Raw genomic sequence first — 18,379 nt, 5'->3', positions numbered from 1 at the left:
GTGGCAGTCGTCGGGTGAGGTCGTGGATGGCGTTGCGCGCGCTGTGCGCGCGAGGCGTCAAGCGTCGCTGAGTTTCGCCTCATATTCGTCACGAAAATAGCGCATGGTGCTGAGCACCGGATTCGGCGCGGTTTGGCCGAGCCCACAGAGGCTGGTCGCCTGCACCACCTCGCAGAGTTCCTCCAACAGCAGCAGATCGGCCCGGGTGCCCTGCGACTTCGCCAGGCGATCGAGGATGCTGTGCATCTGTTGGGTCCCGGTGCGACAGGGGATGCACTTGCCGCAGGACTCCGTCATGCAGAATTCCATGAAATAGCGCGCGACATCGACCATGCTGGAGGTCTCGTCCATGACGATCATCCCGCCCGAACCCATCATGGTGCCGAGCGTCTTGAGGCTGTCGTAGTCCACGCCGATGTCGAGGTGTTGCGACGGGATGCAGCCCCCCGAGGGTCCGCCGGTCTGCACGGCCTTGAATGCCTTGCCGCCGGGGATGCCGCCGCCGATCACCTCGATGATGTCGCGCAGCGAGGTCCCCATGGGCACCTCGATCAGGCCGGTATTGGTGATGGTGCCGGCCAGGGCGAACACCTTGGTCCCCTTCGAGCGTTCGGTCCCGATGGCGGCGAACCAGTCGCCCCCCTCGCGGATGATCGGGGCAATGTTGGCGAAGGTCTCGACATTGTTGATGAGGGTGGGGCGCCCCCACAGACCGGATTCGGCGGGGTAGGGTGGGCGCGGACGCGGCTGACCACGCAGCCCCTCGATCGAGGCCATCAGCGCGGTCTCCTCCCCGCACACGAAGGCCCCGGCTCCGAGCCGGACCTCCACCTCTAGATTGAACTGGGTATCGGCGATCTTGTTGCCGAGAAAACCGGACCGCTTGGCCTTGCGAATGGCGGTATGCAGGCGCTCGACCGCGAGCGGATACTCGGCGCGGACATAGACGAAGGCCTTGTTGGCGCCGATCGCATAGGCGGCAATGGCCATCCCTTCGATGACACGGTGGGGGTCGGACTCCAAGATGGCGCGATCCATGAAAGCACCCGGGTCGCCCTCGTCGGCATTGCAGATCACATATTTTTGCTCGGCCGGCATCTTCGCCACGGTCGACCACTTCAAGCCCGTGGGGTAGCCGCCGCCACCGCGTCCACGCAGTCCGCTGGTCGTGACCTCGCGCAGGACATCGCTTGGTGTCATCTCGCTGAGCGCGCGAATCAGACCGGCATAACCACCGACCGCGACGTAGCCTTTGAAGCTATCCGGATCGATCAGTCCAGCATGTTCGAGAACGATCTTCCGTTGTCGGGCGAAGAAGGGTTGATTGGTGGGACAATGCAGGCGCTCGAGCGGGGCTCCATCCAGGGTTCCGATGATGTCATCGGCATCGGCTGGGGTGACGTCCCGATAGAGGGTGGCCTCCTCGAGGCACTCGTCGGGCGCCGCCACCGCGACCAATGGCCCGGCTGAGCACAGCCCCATGCAGCCGACCCCCTTCACTTTGCAGTCGGGCAGCTCGGTACCCAAGGCGGTGACGAGGGCATCCTGCACGGGGCCGGCGCCGGATGACTGACAACTCGCGGCGACACAGACCCGGATCTCACGGGTCACCTGCTGATCGACAGCTCGGTATTGTTTGGCCAGATCGGCCAGATCGTCGAGGTTCATCAGTTCAACTCCTCGAGTTTGGCGATGAGCGATTCGCTGTCGAGTTTGCCGAGCACGTCGCCGTCGACCACGATGGCGGGGGCGAGACCACAGGCCCCGACGCAGCGTGCCGTCAGCAGCGAGAGTCGATCGTCGCTCGTGGTCTCGCCGGGGAGGATGTCGTAACGTTCGTGCAGCCGCTCGACCAAGGCCCCGGCGCCCTTGATATAGCAGGCGGTGCCGGTGCAGACCACGCAGGCGTGGCGGCCTTTCGGCTTGAGCGTGAACAGGTGATAGAAGGTCGCAACCCCGAACACCTTGCTCATGGGCAGATCCAGTGAGGCCGCGACGAAGCGCAACGAGGCCTCGTCGAGGAAGCCGAACGCGTCCTGGACGCTGTGCAAGGTCTCGATCAAGGCATGTCCCGCATAGCCGTTGCGACGCATGGTGGCATTGACGAGCTTCCAACGCTTGTCGTCGCTGGGCAGCGGTGGCCTGGCTTGCTGCAAACTCATCTCCCCTCCAACTTGGTTGTCATGGTGGATTCAATGGGTCAAGAGCGAGCGCGGCGTTCGGGCAGCCTCTCCACTGCTCTGCCCTCGCCACCCCCTGAGCTGCCTTCACCCGCGGGAGTTCTCCGCACCCCCAGACTCCAGTGTATGACAGTTCGCGGCGTCCTTGATGCCTCTCTTGCGCGCACTTTCGGTGCATCACAGGGTTCCGCCGCGTTCTTTCAGTGCTGGCGTGCGGGCGGCTATACTGGCGCCTTCATTCTCCCGGCCGCTACCGAGACGACGAACAATGGACGAGCTACCGACCCCTCGCAAGCGACCTCGCGGCATCTTTTTGTTGCCCAATCTCTTTACCACGGCGGCCTTGTTCGCCGGATTCTATGCCGTCCTCGCCGCCACCCAGGGGCGCTTCGAGGCCGCCGCGCTCGCGATCTTCGCGGCCCAACTGCTCGACGGCATCGATGGGCGCGTGGCGCGGATCACCCAAACGCAAAGCGATTTTGGTGCCGAGTACGACAGCCTCTCGGACATGGTGGCCTTCGGGGTGGCTCCGGCCCTGGTGGCCTATCACTGGGCGCTCGGTGGCTTGGGCAAGGTGGGATGGCTAGCCGCCTTCATCTTCACCGCGGCCGCGGCCCTGCGTCTCGCCCGTTTCAACACCCAAGTTCGCATCGCGGATAAACGTTTTTTTCAGGGGCTGGCCAGTCCCGCGGCCGCGGCCATCATCGCCAGCGGGGTCTGGATCGGTGCCGACCTGGGCATCCCGGGCGAAAGCGTGTCGTGGCTCGCAGCCCTCATCACCGCCGGGGCCGGTCTCCTGATGGTGAGCAATTTTCGCTATCTCAGCTTCAAACAACTCAATGTGCAGGGGCGCGTCCCCTTTCTGCTGGCCGTGGCGGTGATGCTCGGATTCGCCGTGATCTTCATCTACCCACCCCTGATGCTCTTTCTGCTGGCGTCAACCTACGCCCTATCCGGGCCCATCTGGACCCTCCTTCGGCTGCGCCAGACCCGCGCGCGACATCGACGCAACGTGCCCTGAGCCGGGTGCCACTTGCGCCCGCGCAGGCACTTGGTTAGGGTTCGATCTGGATCCATTGAGCCTGCTCAGAGGATGTCCGCACATGGAGGGATCCTGATGAAATCGATCGTAACCACCACCGCGCGCACGGCGCTCGTGCTCTTAGCGGTGATGCTGCCGCCACTCGCGCAGGCTGACACCAAGATCTGGACGCCCATTCCCGGTACCCAGACCCCCGACTCTGGCGGCCCGCTTCTCATCGAGCGCAATGGCATCGTCTACCCGGCGATCAAGGGCACCCGCACCCCGGATTATGGGTCATCCGATCGCCTCATCATCCGCGATGGCGTGGTCTATCGGGCCATCCAGGGGACCAACACCCCCGATTACGGCTCGCGGCAACGTCTGCTCCGGAATCGCTGATCGACGCCCGATTCTGCCCTCACCATCGCCTTCAGTGGATGATTCCGATGACAGCCCGTCGGCAGCGATCGCTAGCCGTGACGGGTGGAACACTGATGGTGGCTGATGTGCGATTCGCGGTGCGCTGAGATGCCGCGATGATCAACGGTAGGCGCTTGGCCTGGTATCCATCGCGCCGTCAATCCGCATTGTGCGCGTTCGCCCCGGGCCTGAGGGAAACGGGGGCTGTTGGGGATCAGAGCGGCTTGACGGCGAACAGATCGTGACGCGCGGTCTCGGTGATGGTCGAGACGGCTGGATGTTTGATATGGCGTTCCGCGGTGATGGCGTAATAGCGCTCTTTGACCTCGTCGACCCGCGCGATGAGCGCGACCCGATATTTGTCGAGAATGTCACGCTCCACCGCGGTGGGGGTCGTGAAGATGCCTGCGCCTCCTTCACCGAAGGCCTTCATCAACGCCCGGTCTTCGAACTCAGCGACGACAAGCGGTTTCACGCCCTGGCGATCGAACCAGAGTTCGAGCGCCCGGTGGAGCGAGCTTGAACTCGTGGGCATGAGCATCGGGGCGCCGTTAAGCGACGCGGGAAAGTTGTCACGATGTTGCTCCGCTAATTCAGCGGTGGCGAAGAAGCTGATCCCGGACTCACCCAGCGCATGATTGTAGGCGCGGATGTTGAGCGCCGGACTCACCGGACAATCGGCCAGGACAAGGTCGAGTTTGTGCACCGACAGGGCGGCGAGCAAGTCGGTGAGAGGGGCTTCGTGACAGACCAATCGGACCTTCTCGGGTGTCTTGAGAACAGGTGCTAGGACCCGGTAAGCAAGTAGCTTGGGCACGACCATGGCGATGCCGACCCGCAGGGTGATGCCCGAGGCCGGTGGTCGACCGGCGATGACGTCTTGCAATTCGCCGGTCAAGCGAAAGATCTCGTCGGCATAGGTCAGGACGAGTTGTCCGCTATCGGTCAGCACCAGGTTGCGTCCGGATTTACCGAAGAGCTTCGCCCCGATCTGATCTTCCAGTTCACGCAATTGGCCACTGATCGTCTGGGGCGTGAGATGCAGCATTTCGGAGGCGCGCGCGATCGAACCGTGCTTGGCGACGGCCCAGAAGTAGCGCAGGTGCTTCATATTCAGATTAGGCATCGGGACAGGCGATTCGCGCTGGTATGGATTGACTCAGAGTTGCGAGACGGGATGCGGATCCCTGGTGCGACGACGGATGTTCGGCTGGTCTGGGGCGCGGCGGCGACGGATCGCGTGGCTGCCGCTTCACATGATCGCGTCGCGCCCTGTTCTGGGACACCGAGCCCCGTCAAGGCCAGGCCCGGCATCATACCCGAAAGCCTCCGGCCGCGATGCTGCCAGATCGCACGGGGCGTTGTGGTCAGCATTGCACGCGGGCCTGGTGTCCGACGCGATCGACCGCGGCACGGCTGCCGTGAGGCCCGCGGGCGGATCACATGGCTCGGGTCATGCTGATGGATGCCTTGCGGGGATGATCGGCGAAACCGTTGCCTGAAGGTGTGATGCGCCCCACATCACAGGACCAAGCGGCCGAATCCGGTCGCTGACAACCAGGGCACCGGATTCGGATGACCATGACCCGAGGCGGAACCCCACAATCAGACTGCGGGACATTGGTAGACTGCGAAACATTGGTGTGTCGCACCCCTTGAGACCGCATTCACTGGCCTCTGCTGGGGGTTGACGGCCTCGGCCGGTGCGCACCGCCCCAACGTGACACGGAGCGAAGCAGGCATGAGCGATAAACAACAACTCGATTTCGCTGGTCGTGAGATCGACGTCCACTTCGATGGCCGTCTCTGCATTCACATCGGTGAGTGTGGCTACGCCAAGGGGGATCTGTTCGTCGGCGGGCGTGAGCCCTGGTGCGATCCGGACGCCGCCACGACGGCGGAAGTGCGTGAGATCGTCGAGCGCTGTCCGAGTGGGGCGCTGACCTATCAGGATAAATCCGGCGTGCCAGAGACGGCCCCGGCCGAGAACGTCGCGATGGTGGCGAGCAATGGCCCCTTATATCTGACCGGTGATCTCGACATCCAGGGCGCGGCGGAGGATATGCCGGGGGTACGGTTTCGCGCCGCGCTCTGTCGTTGCGGCGCCTCGCAAAACAAGCCCTTCTGCGATAACAGCCATGTCGAAGCCGGCTTCGTCGACGCCGGTGCCGTTGGGGATCGTGGTGCCGGGCTCACGGCAACCGGTGGCTCGCTCAAGGTCGAATTGCGCCCGGATGGTCCGATGGTGCTGTCCGGCAATCTCAGTATCCGTGCCGGCAGCGGTCGGCTCGCCTGGCAAGGCGAGAAGGCGTTTCTGTGTCGGTGTGGCGCCTCGAACAACAAGCCATTTTGCGATGGCATGCACAAAAAAATCGGTTTCAAGGGATAAATTTCCGGTCTTTCCGGTCAGACGGCCTTCAAACACCAGCCGCGGGCGTCTCCCAGGACGCATGCGGTTGTGAATGACCCTAGGATTGCGCCCAGGCGGCGCACCGAGAGGATGCAACGCGATCGGATGGCTGGCCGGATTCTCTTCGATTTCGATGGCACGCTCGTTGACAGCTTCGAGTGTGCCTTTGCGGCTTTTCAACGGGTGGGGCCAGCGTTCGGTTGTCCGTTGCTTAGCCGCGAGGAACTCGAACCCTTGCGTGAACGGCATGCGCTGGAGATCATGCACACCTTGCGAGTGCCGCCCTATCGGTTGCCCCAATTGGCCGCGCGCATGCGCCGAGAGATGCGGGAGGATCTACTGAACACGGCTCCAGTCGCAGGCATGGCCGACACCCTCGAGGCCCTGCTGCGTCGTGGTGATCGACTGGGTATCATCAGCTCGAATGCTCGCTCGAACGTCCGCGACTATGTGCGCCGCCACCGGCTGCCTGGATTGCAGGATGTGATTGGCGGAACCGGGTTATTTGGTAAGGCCCGGGTCCTACGATCCGTCGCGCGCCGGGCAAAGGTCCGCCCAGAGCGGATGCTCTATGTCGGCGATGAATTGCGCGATCTTGAGGCCGCGCGCGCCGCGGGCATGCGGTTTGCCGCCGTGGCCTGGGGTTACACACCGCTCGCACGACTGGCGGCCGCGGGCGCGGAGTTCCAGTGTCAGCGACCGCGCGATCTGCTCACCTGCCGCGACCGGCTCGCACTCGGGATTGAGGGCGAGGATTCGGAACTCTCACCAGGCTAAACCGGTCGCAGCGGTTGCTGGTTTCGGGTTAGGCGCAGGCCACCGGAAACCGACGCGCATGATCCGCGCTGTCATCTTGACCCATTGACGACCAAACCAAACCCAGATCGATGTCTGAATCACCCATGTCCGAGCGATCCCCTTTCATCGCCGCCGCACGCCCGGCGGCGCTCCCCGAAGCTTCAGCCGAAGTGGGGCGAGACCAGGACGAGTCGTCGCTGGTCGAGCAGTTCGCCGCGTTGCGTCAGCAACTGAGTACGGCGGTGCTAGGGCAGGCAGGGCTAATCGACCGCCTCTTAATCGCCCTATTGGCCGACGGGCATCTGTTGGTCGAGGGCGCCCCCGGACTCGCCAAAACCACCGCGGTGAAGGAATTGGCCGCTGGACTGGAAGGCGATTTTCACCGGATTCAGTTCACCCCCGATCTGCTCCCGGCGGATCTGACCGGGACCGAGGTCTATCGCCCGCACGACGGCACCTTTCGGTTCGATCGCGGGCCGGTCTTCCACAATCTGCTGCTCGCCGATGAGGTCAACCGCGCGCCCGCGAAGGTGCAATCGGCCCTGCTCGAGGCCATGGGCGAGCGGCAGGTCACCGTGGGTCGCGAGACCTATCCGCTCCCGCGTCTCTTTCTCGTGATGGCCACGCAGAACCCGATCGAGCAGGAAGGCACCTACCCCCTGCCCGAGGCCCAACTCGATCGGTTCTTGATGCATGTGCGCGTCGACTACCCGGATCTGGACACCGAGCGGGCGATCCTGCGACTCAATCGCGCCGAGGCGCGGCGTGAGCCAATCGACCCGGCGCGGACCCTCTTGCGTCAGGCCAGCGTTTTCGCGGCGCGTCAGGCGATCCTGGACATCTACATGGCCCCGGAAGTGGAGGACTATCTGGTCCACCTGGTGATGGCGACCCGTCGCCCCGCCGCCTACTCGCCGGATCTAGGCGGCTGGTTGCGCTTCGGGGCCAGCCCACGCGCGACCATCGCGCTGGATCGTTGCGCGCGTGCCCTGGCCTGGCTGAATGGGCGCCGCTATGTCTCGCCCGAGGAGATTCAAGCCCTCGCCCCGGATGTGTTGCGGCATCGCGTGCTGCTCTCCTATGAGAAGGAAGCCGAGGGGCAGAGCGCCGATGACTTCGTCGAGGTGCTCCTCGCGCGGGTCGCGGCGCCATGAGCGGGGCGTGGGTGATGGTGCGGCAGTGAGCACATGGACAGGCCAGGATCTAGCACGCAACCCGCGGTGATGACCCGCCCGGACGGAACCGTACCCGCGTTGCCGGAGTTGATCGCGCTGCGCGAGCACGCGCGGCGTCTTGATCTGGCCCCGCGCGGATGGGTGTTGGCCACGCGCACCGGCGGGCATCTCGCGCATTTTCGCGGACGCGGCATGGAGTATGACGAGTCCCGGGTCTATCAGCCGGGCGATGACCCACGCAACATGGACTGGCGTGTCACGGCGCGCGCGGGCCGGGCGCACGTGAAACTCTTCCGTGAAGAGCGCGAGCGGCCGGTGTGGCTGTTGGTCGATCAAGGACCGGCCATGCGGTTCGGGACCCGGGTCGCCTTCAAATCGGTCGTCGCCGCGCACGCGGCAGCCCTGCTCGGATGGGCCGCGATCGATCGCGGGGATCGGGTCGGCGGTCTCATCTTCGATGAGGGGCGCACGCTTGAGCGTCGCCCTGCCGCACGCGCCGCCGGCCTGTTGCCGCTGCTCGACCGCCTGGCCACGCCCGTGCCGCGGCCGACGCCACCGACCGGTTCCAGCGGCGGCTTCGCGTCACTGGGCGCGGCGGCGGGATACCTGGCGCGCTTGGTCCGCCCCGGGAGCTTGGTTGCCGTGATCAGCGATTTTGCCGGGATCAAGCGCGACGAGGCCCGCTGGATGACCGAGATCGCCGCGACCAGCGAGCTGCTTTTCCTGCCGATCCATGACCCGTTCGAACGAGACACGCCGCCTCCGGGTCGCTATGTCATCACCGATGGTCAGCGACGCCTGGTGCTGGATCTGACCAGCGCCCAGCAACGGCTCGACTATGCGCGGGGCTTTCGCGCGCGGATGGAGACCCTGGAGTGGTTGACGCGTCGTCATCGGGCGCATCTGTTGCCCTTGAGCACCCAGGACCCCGTTGGACCGGCCCTCGCGTTGGGGCTCGGCGCGCGTGGGCGGAGGTCCCATCATGGGCGGGCTGGGGAGCGAGGCGCGCATGATGGATGATCCGCTGAGTCAGTTGCGCGACTGGCATCTGCCCGCCGCGGTGGCCTGGTGGCCGCCGGCTCCGGGCTGGTGGTTGCTGACCCTGCTGCTGCTCGCGGGGCTGGCGGCGGCACTCATCTGGTGGCGTCGCGCACGCCATTCACCGCGCGCGGCGGATCGCGCGGCCGCGGCGCTGGCGCGGGAGGAGTTGACCGCACTGCGGCGAGCCTTCGAGCAGGATCGGAATGCACAAGCCTTCGCCGCCGGGGTGTCGCGGATCCTGCGCCGTCTCGCCCTGCGTCGCTTCGCGCGCGGGCAGGTGGCGGGTCTAACCGGCCAGGCTTGGCTGGCGTTCCTGGACCAGACCGGAGGGACGGATTGCTTCTGCTCGGGTGCCGGACGGCTCCTGACGGAGTTGGCCTACAGCGGCACCGCGCCCGACGCCTGTGACGCGGATGCCGTGCTGGCCTGTGCCGAGATCTGGATTCGGGCCGGCGAGGTGGCGTGATGCGGATGGGACGGAGCGGGTCTGAGCTGGGATTTGGAATGTTGACGAGAAACAAACCACCATCATGTTGACGCTGGCCTGGCCCTGGGTGTTGTTGGCATTGCCCTTGCCGCGCTTGGTGATGGGCTTGCCTCGGGCGCGCGAGGAGGAGAGCGCGGCCCTGCGGGTGCCCGCGGAGCTGCTCGCGAGTGCCGCGCCAAACGCCGGTTGTGCCGTCTCCCGGGCACGACCCTCACCGCGTCTGTGGCTGGCCCTGCTGACCTGGGCCCTGTTGGTGGTGGCGGCAGCGCGCCCGGAATGGGTCGGTGACCCGATCAATCTGCCGATCGCGGGCCGGGACATCCTGTTGGCGATCGACATCTCCGGCAGCATGGAGCAGGCTGATTTCGAACTGAATGGCCGGCCGGTGTCGCGGATCGCCCTGGTCAAGGCGGTTGCGGCCCGCTTTATCGAGCGGCGCGAGCACGATCGAATGGGCTTGATCCTGTTCGGGTCGCGTGCGCATCTGCTGACGCCCCTGACCTTCGATCGGGACACGGTCGCAAGCATGCTGAGCGAGGCGGTGGTCGGGCTGGCGGGTCGGGAGACGGCGATCGGCGATGCCATCGCCTTGGCCGTGAAGCGACTGCGCGACGAGCCGGAGGACAATCGCGTGCTGATCCTCCTGACCGATGGGGCCAACAACGCGGGCCACATCGAACCCCTGGCCGCGGCGCAACTCGCGGCCGACGCGGGGGTGCGGATCTACACCATTGGAATGGGTAACGGGGCGCTGGCCGGGCGGTGGGGACCCGCGCGCGCCGACTTCGATCCCGAATCACTAGAGCGTATCGCCGAGTTGACCGGCGGGCGTTTCTTCGCGGCGCAAGCGCGCGGGGAACTCGAACAGATCTATACCGAACTCGACCGGCTCGAGCCCAGCGAACGCACCGATCGGGCGGTCCGCCCGCGCCGCGCGCTCTATGTCTGGCCCGCGGCGGCGGCAGTGCTCCTCACCTTTGGACTGGCGGCATCCCCCTGGTGGTCGGGGTGGCGCGGAGGGTTGCGTCGTGTGGCCGGTTGAACTCCAGCTTCTGCGCCCCGTCTGGCTGCTCGCGCTCGTCCCGGCGGCCGCCCTCCTGCTGTTCCTGTGGCGGCGTCCAAGCCAGCGTCTCGTCTGGCAACGGCTGGTCGACCGACATCTGCTCGCGCATCTCTTGGTCGAGCGGGACGGCGCCCCCCGCCGTCTTCCCCTGATTCTCCTGGGCCTGGGCTGGCTCCTGGCGATCCTCGCCCTGGCGGGACCTGCCTGGGAGCGGGAGGTGCAACCGCTGTTTGGCCGTGATGCGGCCCGGGTCATCCTGCTGGATCTCTCGCCCAGCATGAATGCCGCCGATCAGCGACCGAGCCGTCTGGCGCGCGCACGCTTCGAGATTCTTGATCTCTTAAAGGCGAGCGACGATGGGCAGGTCGCGCTGATCGCCTTCGGACCGGCTCCCTTCCTGGTCTCCCCGCTGACGCGCGATGCCAACACCATCGCGGTGCAGGTGCCGCGCCTGACGACCGATCTGATTCCGATCGTGGGTGCGCGCGAGACCGCCCAGGCGCTGCGCGAGGCGGGTGAACTGCTGGACCAGGCCGGGGCGACGCGCGGTGAGGTCATCCTGGTCACGGATGCGGTGACGGACATGGCCTCGACACGCGCGGCGGTCACCCGGCTGGTGGCGGATGGGCACCGGGTCTCGGTGCTGGCGGTCGGCACCGAGCAAGGGGCACCGGTGCCACTCGAGCATGGGGCCGGCGCGGTCGCGGGACGCTTCGAGCAGGACGCCAACGGCGGAATCCGGATCGCCCGGCTCGACCCGGGACCGCTGCGCGAGCTGGCGCGACTCGGCCGCGGACGCTATGTCGAAGCGGAACCAGGTGACGCGGACACGCGCGTCCTGCTCGGTCAGAGCGAGGGGGGCGGCGCGGTGGTCGAGCACTCCGGCCTGCAGTCGGATCAGTGGCGTGAGGAGGGACCTTGGCTGCTGTTGCTCTTGTTGCCACTTGCCGCCCTGGCCTTTCGGCGCGGTTGGCTGGTGCCGGCTGTCGCGGTCGTCTTGATTCTCCCGCCGCATCCGAGCTGGGCCTGGGAGTGGGCGGATCTGTGGTCGCGCCCCGATCAGCGTGCCGCGCGCGAACTGGCGGCTGGGGCCGCGGAGCAGGCGGCCGAGGTCTTCGAGGATCCAGCATGGCAGGCCGCCGCACGCTACCAGGCCGGCGACTATGCCCGGGCCCTGGAGAGCCTGGCCGAGTTGTCCGACCTGGACGCCGATTACAATCGCGGCAATGCGCTGGCGCGCTTGGGGCGCTGGGACGACGCCATCGCGGCCTATGAAGCGGTCTTGTCGCGCGATCCGGATCACCAGGATGCGCGCCACAACCTCGAGCTGGTCCAGGCACTGCGTGAGCGTCCACCGGATGCGGACGCTGACGATGCGGCGGGGGATTCCGCCAGCGATGATCCGGGCGATTCCGATCAAGCCCAGTCCGATCAAACAACCGCGGATTCAACGGGGGCTGATTCCAACGCGGCCGAATCAGACCCTGATGATCCAACCAGCGCGGACGCGGGCGATCCCGCTGGCTCCGACGATCAGGCGTCCGGGGCGGATGCTGCCGCCGATGGCCAGGAGGATGCGGATCTGACCCAGGATGAGCGTCAGCCTGAGGCTCAGGATCAGTCCGGGTCATCCGCGCAGCTGCGGGGTGATGACGCGACGAGCGACTCAAGCGGTGGCGATGACATCCGTCCCAGCGACAGGCCGGATGCGGCTGAGCCGCGGGAGACGGACGATGCCGAGATCCGTGATGCACTCGATCAGGCCCTCGACGCGGATCAGGAGGCGTCCACCCTAGAGGAGATGGAGGCGTCGGCGGGCGCACCAATGGATGCGAACCGCGGCGCGCGTGACCCCGCGGCAGCCGAGCGCGAGCAGGCACTCGAGGCTCAGTTACGACGGGTGCCGGATGATCCGAGTGAGCTGTTGCGGCAACGGTTTATTCTGCAACAGTTGCGCCGCGAAGGCCGCCTACCCTGAAGGGCGCGGGGTGGGGCGCCCCGGGTCGCGCTGCCCCTGATGAATATCCGAGTGGGCGGCCGGCTCGTGGTTTACCCGGCGGGCACCAACCGCACGCATGTGGCGCCGCGCGTCGCGAACGAACCGCGCATCCTCTTGTTGCAGGTTGGATGGATGGTCTGGACAGGAGCGTGTCATTCATGAAACAGCAAGCCTTGTCACCGGTCGTAACCCCACGACCGCTTGGGTGGGTGATCCAGCATGCATGGGTGGGGTGGCCGGACTCCGTGCCGATCGCGCGGGTCACGCAACGAGCCGCCAGACGGGTTCTGTGTGGGCTTCTGCTGCTGGCGGGCCTGATGAGCGCGACCGGGCTCGCTTGGGCCGATACGGTGCGCGCCGAGGTTGATCGTCACCAGCTTGCGGCCAACGAGACCTTTGTCCTGCGCCTCATCCGCGATGGTGCGGGAGGCCGCGGCGAGCCCGATCTCAGCCCGCTCGAGCCTGATTTCGAGATCCTCGGTCGCAGCCAGGGCGAGCGCATGACCGTGATCGGTGGGGTGATCTCTCACACCCGTGAACTGAGCCTCGAACTCTTGCCCGTCCGTTCTGGGACGCTGGAGATCCCACCGCTCACCTGGGACGGGGTCGCGAGTGACGCCATCGCCATCACGGTGGCGGAGTTGGCCGGGCCGGGCGCGGAGACCGACCGCCCACGCCCACTCTTTGTCGTGGCGTCGGTTGAGAACGCACAGCCCTACGTGCAGCAGCCGTTTCAATATGTCGTGCGCATCTACTTCAGCGAACCCTTGCAACGGGCGACGCTGTCCGACCCGGTGGTCGTCGGGGCGAGCATCGAGCGTCTCGGCGAGGACGCCGGCTTTTCCGAGATGGTCGATGGTGAGCGCTATCAGGTGATCGAGCGCCGCTTCTTGATTGTGCCCTTTCAAAGCGGCTCCTTGGAGATTCGTGGCCCGCGCTTGGACGCCGTGATGGAACAGCGGGGAGCGCAGCGATCCGGGGCGGATCGCGATCGCTTGTTCGCAGGCGCGCCCTTTGCCGGGCTGACGATGGTTCCTCCCGGCCGGCGTCTGTTCGAGCGCGCCGCCGATGTCGAGGTCACGATTCGTCCCCAGCCGGACGGGGCGAGCTCGCCCTGGTTGCCGGCCGAGTCGCTCGAACTCACCGAGGAGTGGGTTCCAACGACCCCCAGCTTCACGGTGGGTGAACCCGTGACACGGGTCGTCACCCTGACGGCGCGTGGGCTCACCGCGGCGCAACTGCCCCCCTTGGAACTGGCGGCGGTCGCGGGAATCCAGTCCTATCCCGATCAGGTGGCGGTCGAGGATCTGCCTGGACAGAGCGCGCCGGTTGCGCTCCAAACACTCGAGGTCGCGATGATGCCGGTCCAGGACGGGATCTTCACCCTGCCCGAGGTCCGCGTGCCCTGGTGGGATACCCGGACCGATGAACCGCGGGTGGCCGTGATCCCGGCGCGCCGGATCGAGGTCACGGCCGCGCCCGGTGCCGATCGGGACCGCGCGCAGGCGGCGGGCGATGCACTCCAGCCGCTCGAACCGACGTCCTCGGCGGGGCCCGGGGGGGGCGAGTCGGCTGGTTCGCGGCAGTCTCAAGCCCGTCTCGCGGATTGGCTCTGGCCTGGTATCGCCGCCGTGCTCGCAGGCGGGTGGCTGCTGACGCTGGTGCGTGAGAAGGTGTGGCGTGGGCGGGGCGATGCAGGTGATCCGCGCACGCGCTCGCTGAGCGGGTCGCCGGGTCATGCTCGCGGCGCGATTGAGCGGGCCTGCCTGGTCCATGATCCACGGGCCGCGCGCGCGGCCCTGCTCGAGTGGGCGCGGTTGCAATGGGGATCGGCGGCCCCCCGGGGGCTAGCCGCGCTCGGTGAGCGTCTGGCGGATGCCGAGGCCATGCGGATCCTGCTGGAACTGGATCGTCAGATCTATGCCGAGCGTTCGGAGCTGGACCGCGACGGGCAGGACTGGGACGGCCCTTTGGCGTGGCGCGTGCTCGAGCCACGATTGCGTGCGCTGACCGCACCGGTCACGTCGCCTGAGTCGGCCGTGTTGCCCGCGCTCTATCCCTCCGCGCGCTGAGCGCCCGGGCGACGCGGCGCGTGTTGCCGTCCTGGCCCTTTCGTCGTCACGCAGCGGATGAGAAGATGTCAGGGATCAAACGGTGCGAATGGACGAGGGGAGTGACGATGTCGCGGTTCAGCCTGCTGTTGAAAGGCGCGGCCATGGGGGTCGCGGAGGTGATTCCCGGTGTCTCGGGTGGCACCATCGCCTTCATTACCGGAATCTACGAGCGCCTCATCAATGCGGTGAAGGCCTTCGGTCCCAGTCTTCTCGGCGTGTCACGGCGGGCCGGTTTGGCCGGCGTCTGGGGCGCGATCGATGGCGCCTTTTTGACCTGGCTGCTGCTGGGGATGGCGATCGGGATCCTGCTCGGGGTCTTTGGCGTCTCCTGGCTCCTCGATCATTATCCGCCCCTCATTTGGGGGTTCTTCTGCGGTCTCATCCTGGCGTCGATCCTCTATATGGGACGGCGGATCGAGCGGCATGGTTGGCGTGAGTGGGCGCTGTTCGTCCTGGGCGCGGTGGGGGCCTTCCTGGTGACGCTGCTCTCGCCGGCGAGCGGCAACGATGCACTCTGGTTCGTGTTCCTGTGCGGTGCGATCGCCATCTCCGCGCTCATCCTGCCGGGGATCTCCGGGAGCTTTATGCTGCTCTTGCTGGGGATGTATCAGTTCATCATCCAAGACACCCTGAAGGGTCTACTGGTGAGTTTTTCGCTCGATAAGCTGATCACGCTCGCGGTGTTCGCCTTGGGGTGTCTGGTCGGACTCATGACGATGTCGCGGATCCTGTCCTGGACCTTCAAACGGTATCGCAGCCTCACGCTGGCGCTCCTGACAGGTTTTTTGGTCGGTTCGCTGAACAAGCTCTATCCCTGGCGCAACCCGAGCGATTGGCTGCGGGACCACTCGGGGCAGGTGGTGTTGGCAGCGGATGGCGTGACCCCCGCGAAGATCCTCTCGGAGGTCAATGTGCTGCCCGCGAACTATGATGGCGATCCCTTGGTGCTGGGGGTGCTGATCGCCTGTCTGCTGGGGTTCCTGCTGGTGTTGGCGTTCGATCGGTTCGGCCCGCAACCCGAAGCGCACTGAGGCGGCGCCGCGCCCGCTGGTGCTCCGACCGCGGATCAGGCCCGATCGGATCACGCCAGATCGCCGCACCCCCGTGGTCGGGCCGGGGGCGCTTCAGGCTCCCTTCGAAGCCATCCGCGTCAGCCATCCTGCAGGGCCAAGGGGTCGCGCTTCCGCGGATTGTGGCGATAAAACGAGGCGATATGGCCGATGCGCCCGATCAGGAGCGCGCCGGTGTGCTCGCAGATCTCGGTGATGGCGGCGTCGCGCTCGGTGCGGTCACCGGCACTGACCTTCACCTTCAGCAGTTCATGATGAGCCAGGGCCTGCTCGAGTTCCGCCAGGACCGCATCGGTCAGACCATGCTGACCGACCGTGACGACGGGCTTCAGATGATGAGTTTGCTGCTTCAGCCAGCGTTTTTGTTTGGTCGTGATCGGCATGATGTCGTGATTCGTTGGTGGACACGGAAGGTTGGGTGGGCTCCGCCACAGATCATGGGCGTGCATCATCGGGTAGTTTACCAATACCAGACGCACGACTAAGATAACCGGTTTTCCAGTGCTCGGTCGCGCGCGAGGACGTCACGTTGGGACAATTGGATCTCCGTTACCTGGTTGAGCCAGGGGGTCGTTTGCGCGGACGCTTGCGCGTGCCGGGCGACAAATCGATTTCGCATCGGTCCATCATGCTGGCGGCGATCGCGGAGGGCGAGACGCGGATCAGCGGATTCCTCGAGGGCGCCGATGCGCTGGCGACCCTGCATGCGTTTCGGCGCATGGGGGTGCGGATCGAGGGACCAGACCAGGGGCAGGTGTGGGTCCGGGGTGTCGGCCTGCGGGGACTGCGGGCCAGTGATCGTCCGCTCGATATGGGCAATTCCGGGACCTCCATGCGTTTGCTCGCGGGCTTGCTGGCGGGTCAGTCCTTTCCCGTCACGCTGGTCGGTGATGACTCCCTCTCGAAGCGGCCGATGCGTCGGGTCACCGAACCGCTGAGCGCGATGGGCGCGCGCATCGGCACGACGCCCGCCGGCACCGCCCCCTTGACCCTAGAGCCGACCACCGGGCTCCAGGGCATCGATTATCCGATGCCGGTCGCGAGCGCTCAGGTCAAGTCGAGCCTGCTTTTGGCCGGTCTCTATGCCACGGGCGAGACCTGTGTGACCGAGCCGGCCCCGACCCGCGACCACACCGAGCGGATGTTGACTGCCTTTGGCTACTCGGTGCGGCGTCGCGCGGCTCGCGTCTGTCTGACCGGTGGTGGGCGGCTCACCGGCTGTCGCCTGTCGATTCCGGCGGACATCTCCTCGGCGGCCTTTTTTCTCGTGGGCGCCAGTATCGCGCCGGATTCGGATCTCTTGCTCGAGGGGGTTGGAATCAATCCGACGCGGGTAGGGGTGATTAACATTCTCCGTGCCATGGGGGGGGATATCGAACTCCTCGAGCGACGTCTGGCGGGCGGTGAACCGGTCGCGGACATCCGGGTGCGCCATGCGCGGCTGCGCGGGATTCGCATCCCGGTCGATCAGGTGCCACTAGCGATTGATGAACTGCCAGCCATCTTCATTGCTGCGGCCTGTGCCGAGGGTGAGACGCTGCTGACCGGGGCGGAGGAGTTGCGGGTGAAGGAGAGCGATCGCATCCAGGTGATGGCGGACGGTCTCACCCGACTCGGCATCGCGGTCGAAACGCTGCCGGATGGGATGCGCATCCAGGGTGGCACCTTCGGTTCGACCGAGGCGGACACGACTGGACGGCATGAGGCCATCGAGACTCACGGGGATCATCGCATTGCCATGTCCTTCGCGATGGCCGCACTGCGTGCTCAAGGGCCGATCGCGATCCGTGATTGCGCGAACGTGCGGACCTCGTTTCCCGGATTTGTCGATCTCGCGGCCAGCGTGGGGTTGGACATCCATGAGCATCAGGCATGATGGACGCTCGTGCGCGCCTGGTGACCATCGACGGGCCTTCCGGAACCGGTAAGGGGACCTTGGCCGAGCAACTGGCCGAGCGGCTCGGCTGGCATTGTCTCGACAGTGGCGCCCTTTATCGCGTCCTCGGCCTGGCGGCGCAGCGCCAGGGGCTGGCGCTGACGGATGCCGCGGCCGTCGCCCATCTTGCTGGCGCGCTGCCGGTTCACTTCCGCGCGGGCCGGGTGTGGCTTGCCGAGGACGACGTCACCGAGGCGATTCGCACCGAACAGGCGGGCCAGGCGGCCTCGCGGGTGGCGGCGCATCCGCCGGTGCGCGCGGCCTTGCTCGACTGGCAGCGCGCACGGGCGCGTCCGCCGGGCTTGGTGGCCGACGGACGGGACATGGGTACCGTTGTTTTTCCACAGGCCCCATTGAAGATTTTTCTCGACGCCAGTGCTGAAGTGCGCGCGGATCGTCGATATAAACAGTTGAAAGGAAAGGGAATGGATGCTAACCTCCCCGACCTTGTGATGGAGATCGCCGAGCGTGACGCGCGTGATCGCAGTCGCCCCGTGGCCCCCTTGCGTGCCGCCGAGGATGCGATCCTGATCGATTCAAGTGCGATGTCCATTGAAGAAGTGCTCGATCGGGTCCTGGAAGAGGTGAGGCGCGTCTTCCCGGAACTGGTCTCGTAGAAGGCCGACAGCGCTGCCCGCGAAGGGCGTGCGCCTGCCGGCATG

17 protein-coding genes are annotated in these 18,379 nt (G+C 66.2%); 13 read left to right on the top strand and 4 right to left on the bottom strand.

The genetic code is table 11. The features are described from left to right. Window positions 1-57: 57 nt before the first annotated feature. Window positions 58-1,668 (bottom strand): NuoF family protein, encoded by a 1,611-nt coding sequence (locus CKO25_RS08320; protein WP_200387455.1) that lies wholly within the window; start codon window positions 1,666-1,668, stop codon window positions 58-60. Next, window positions 1,668-2,162, bottom strand: coding sequence for a bidirectional hydrogenase complex protein HoxE (gene hoxE, locus CKO25_RS08315; protein WP_200387454.1), 495 nt, complete (start codon window positions 2,160-2,162; stop codon window positions 1,668-1,670). Before hoxE ends, CKO25_RS08320 begins: the two co-directional genes overlap by 1 nt. A gap of 286 nt (window positions 2,163-2,448) precedes the next feature. On the opposite strand from hoxE, the gene pssA reads away from it, so the two are divergent. Together pssA and CKO25_RS08305 are read left to right on the top strand one after the other, a co-directional pair. Continuing rightward, window positions 2,449-3,201: a CDP-diacylglycerol--serine O-phosphatidyltransferase gene (gene pssA / locus CKO25_RS08310; protein ID WP_200387453.1), complete on the top strand. Its 753-nt coding sequence runs from the start codon at window positions 2,449-2,451 to the stop codon at window positions 3,199-3,201. A 96-nt stretch (window positions 3,202-3,297) separates the two neighbouring features. Next, a complete protein-coding gene (locus tag CKO25_RS08305; protein WP_200387452.1) occupies window positions 3,298-3,603 on the top strand; it encodes a hypothetical protein in 306 nt (101 codons plus the stop codon). 235 nt (window positions 3,604-3,838) lie between these two features. Here CKO25_RS08305 and nhaR read toward each other — a convergent pair whose 3' ends face one another. After that, on the bottom strand, window positions 3,839-4,750 hold the full coding sequence (gene nhaR, locus CKO25_RS08300; RefSeq protein WP_200387451.1) for a transcriptional activator NhaR: 912 nt from the start codon (window positions 4,748-4,750) through the stop codon (window positions 3,839-3,841). A 615-nt stretch (window positions 4,751-5,365) separates the two neighbouring features. On the opposite strand from nhaR, the gene CKO25_RS08295 reads away from it, so the two are divergent. The 9 genes from CKO25_RS08295 (at window position 5,366) to CKO25_RS08255 (ending at window position 15,742) form a co-directional block, all read left to right on the top strand. Further along, window positions 5,366-6,013 carry a CDGSH iron-sulfur domain-containing protein gene (locus CKO25_RS08295; RefSeq protein ID WP_200387450.1) on the top strand — a complete coding sequence of 216 codons (648 nt, stop codon included), beginning with the start codon at window positions 5,366-5,368 and terminating at the stop codon, window positions 6,011-6,013. Between the two features lie 126 nt (window positions 6,014-6,139). Beyond that, window positions 6,140-6,811 (top strand): HAD hydrolase-like protein, encoded by a 672-nt coding sequence (locus CKO25_RS08290; RefSeq protein WP_200387449.1) that lies wholly within the window; start codon window positions 6,140-6,142, stop codon window positions 6,809-6,811. 125 nt (window positions 6,812-6,936) lie between these two features. Then, the gene (locus tag CKO25_RS08285) at window positions 6,937-7,986 is read left to right on the top strand and encodes an AAA family ATPase (RefSeq protein WP_200387448.1); all 1,050 of its coding nucleotides are present in this window, start codon (window positions 6,937-6,939) and stop codon (window positions 7,984-7,986) included. Between the two features lie 69 nt (window positions 7,987-8,055). Continuing rightward, window positions 8,056-9,027: a DUF58 domain-containing protein gene (locus tag CKO25_RS08280; RefSeq protein WP_200387447.1), complete on the top strand. Its 972-nt coding sequence runs from the start codon at window positions 8,056-8,058 to the stop codon at window positions 9,025-9,027. Then, complete coding sequence (locus CKO25_RS08275; protein WP_200387446.1) at window positions 9,017-9,514, top strand: DUF4381 domain-containing protein; 498 nt, start codon at window positions 9,017-9,019, stop codon at window positions 9,512-9,514. Before CKO25_RS08280 ends, CKO25_RS08275 begins: the two co-directional genes overlap by 11 nt. Before the next feature lie 64 nt (window positions 9,515-9,578). Then, window positions 9,579-10,577: a VWA domain-containing protein gene (locus CKO25_RS08270; RefSeq protein WP_200387445.1), complete on the top strand. Its 999-nt coding sequence runs from the start codon at window positions 9,579-9,581 to the stop codon at window positions 10,575-10,577. After that, window positions 10,564-12,576, top strand: coding sequence for a VWA domain-containing protein (locus tag CKO25_RS08265; RefSeq protein ID WP_338115094.1), 2,013 nt, complete (start codon window positions 10,564-10,566; stop codon window positions 12,574-12,576). The genes CKO25_RS08270 and CKO25_RS08265 overlap by 14 nt, the downstream gene beginning before the upstream one ends. A gap of 179 nt (window positions 12,577-12,755) precedes the next feature. After that, on the top strand, window positions 12,756-14,669 hold the full coding sequence (locus tag CKO25_RS08260) for a BatD family protein (RefSeq protein ID WP_200387443.1): 1,914 nt from the start codon (window positions 12,756-12,758) through the stop codon (window positions 14,667-14,669). A gap of 107 nt (window positions 14,670-14,776) precedes the next feature. Continuing rightward, a complete protein-coding gene (locus CKO25_RS08255; RefSeq protein ID WP_200387442.1) occupies window positions 14,777-15,742 on the top strand; it encodes a DUF368 domain-containing protein in 966 nt (321 codons plus the stop codon). A 119-nt stretch (window positions 15,743-15,861) separates the two neighbouring features. On the opposite strand, the gene yhbY is transcribed toward CKO25_RS08255, so the two are convergent. Continuing rightward, entirely contained in the window at window positions 15,862-16,164 is a 303-nt protein-coding gene (gene yhbY, locus CKO25_RS08250) for a ribosome assembly RNA-binding protein YhbY (RefSeq protein ID WP_200387441.1), read from the bottom strand. Window positions 16,165-16,310: 146 nt separating this feature from the next. Between yhbY and aroA the strand changes: the two genes are divergently transcribed. Continuing rightward, window positions 16,311-17,657: a 3-phosphoshikimate 1-carboxyvinyltransferase gene (gene aroA / locus CKO25_RS08245; protein ID WP_200387440.1), complete on the top strand. Its 1,347-nt coding sequence runs from the start codon at window positions 16,311-16,313 to the stop codon at window positions 17,655-17,657. Next, the gene (gene cmk, locus CKO25_RS08240; protein WP_200387523.1) at window positions 17,657-18,334 is read left to right on the top strand and encodes a (d)CMP kinase; all 678 of its coding nucleotides are present in this window, start codon (window positions 17,657-17,659) and stop codon (window positions 18,332-18,334) included. Before aroA ends, cmk begins: the two co-directional genes overlap by 1 nt. Window positions 18,335-18,379 lie beyond the last annotated feature (45 nt).

Origin of the sequence: Thiocapsa imhoffii (assembly GCF_016583985.1) — a bacterium.
Lineage (GTDB): Bacteria > Pseudomonadota > Gammaproteobacteria > Chromatiales > Chromatiaceae > Thiocapsa > Thiocapsa imhoffii.
The sequence above is the reverse complement of the archived record's forward strand: the minus strand, read 5'-3'. Positions and strand labels throughout refer to the sequence as shown.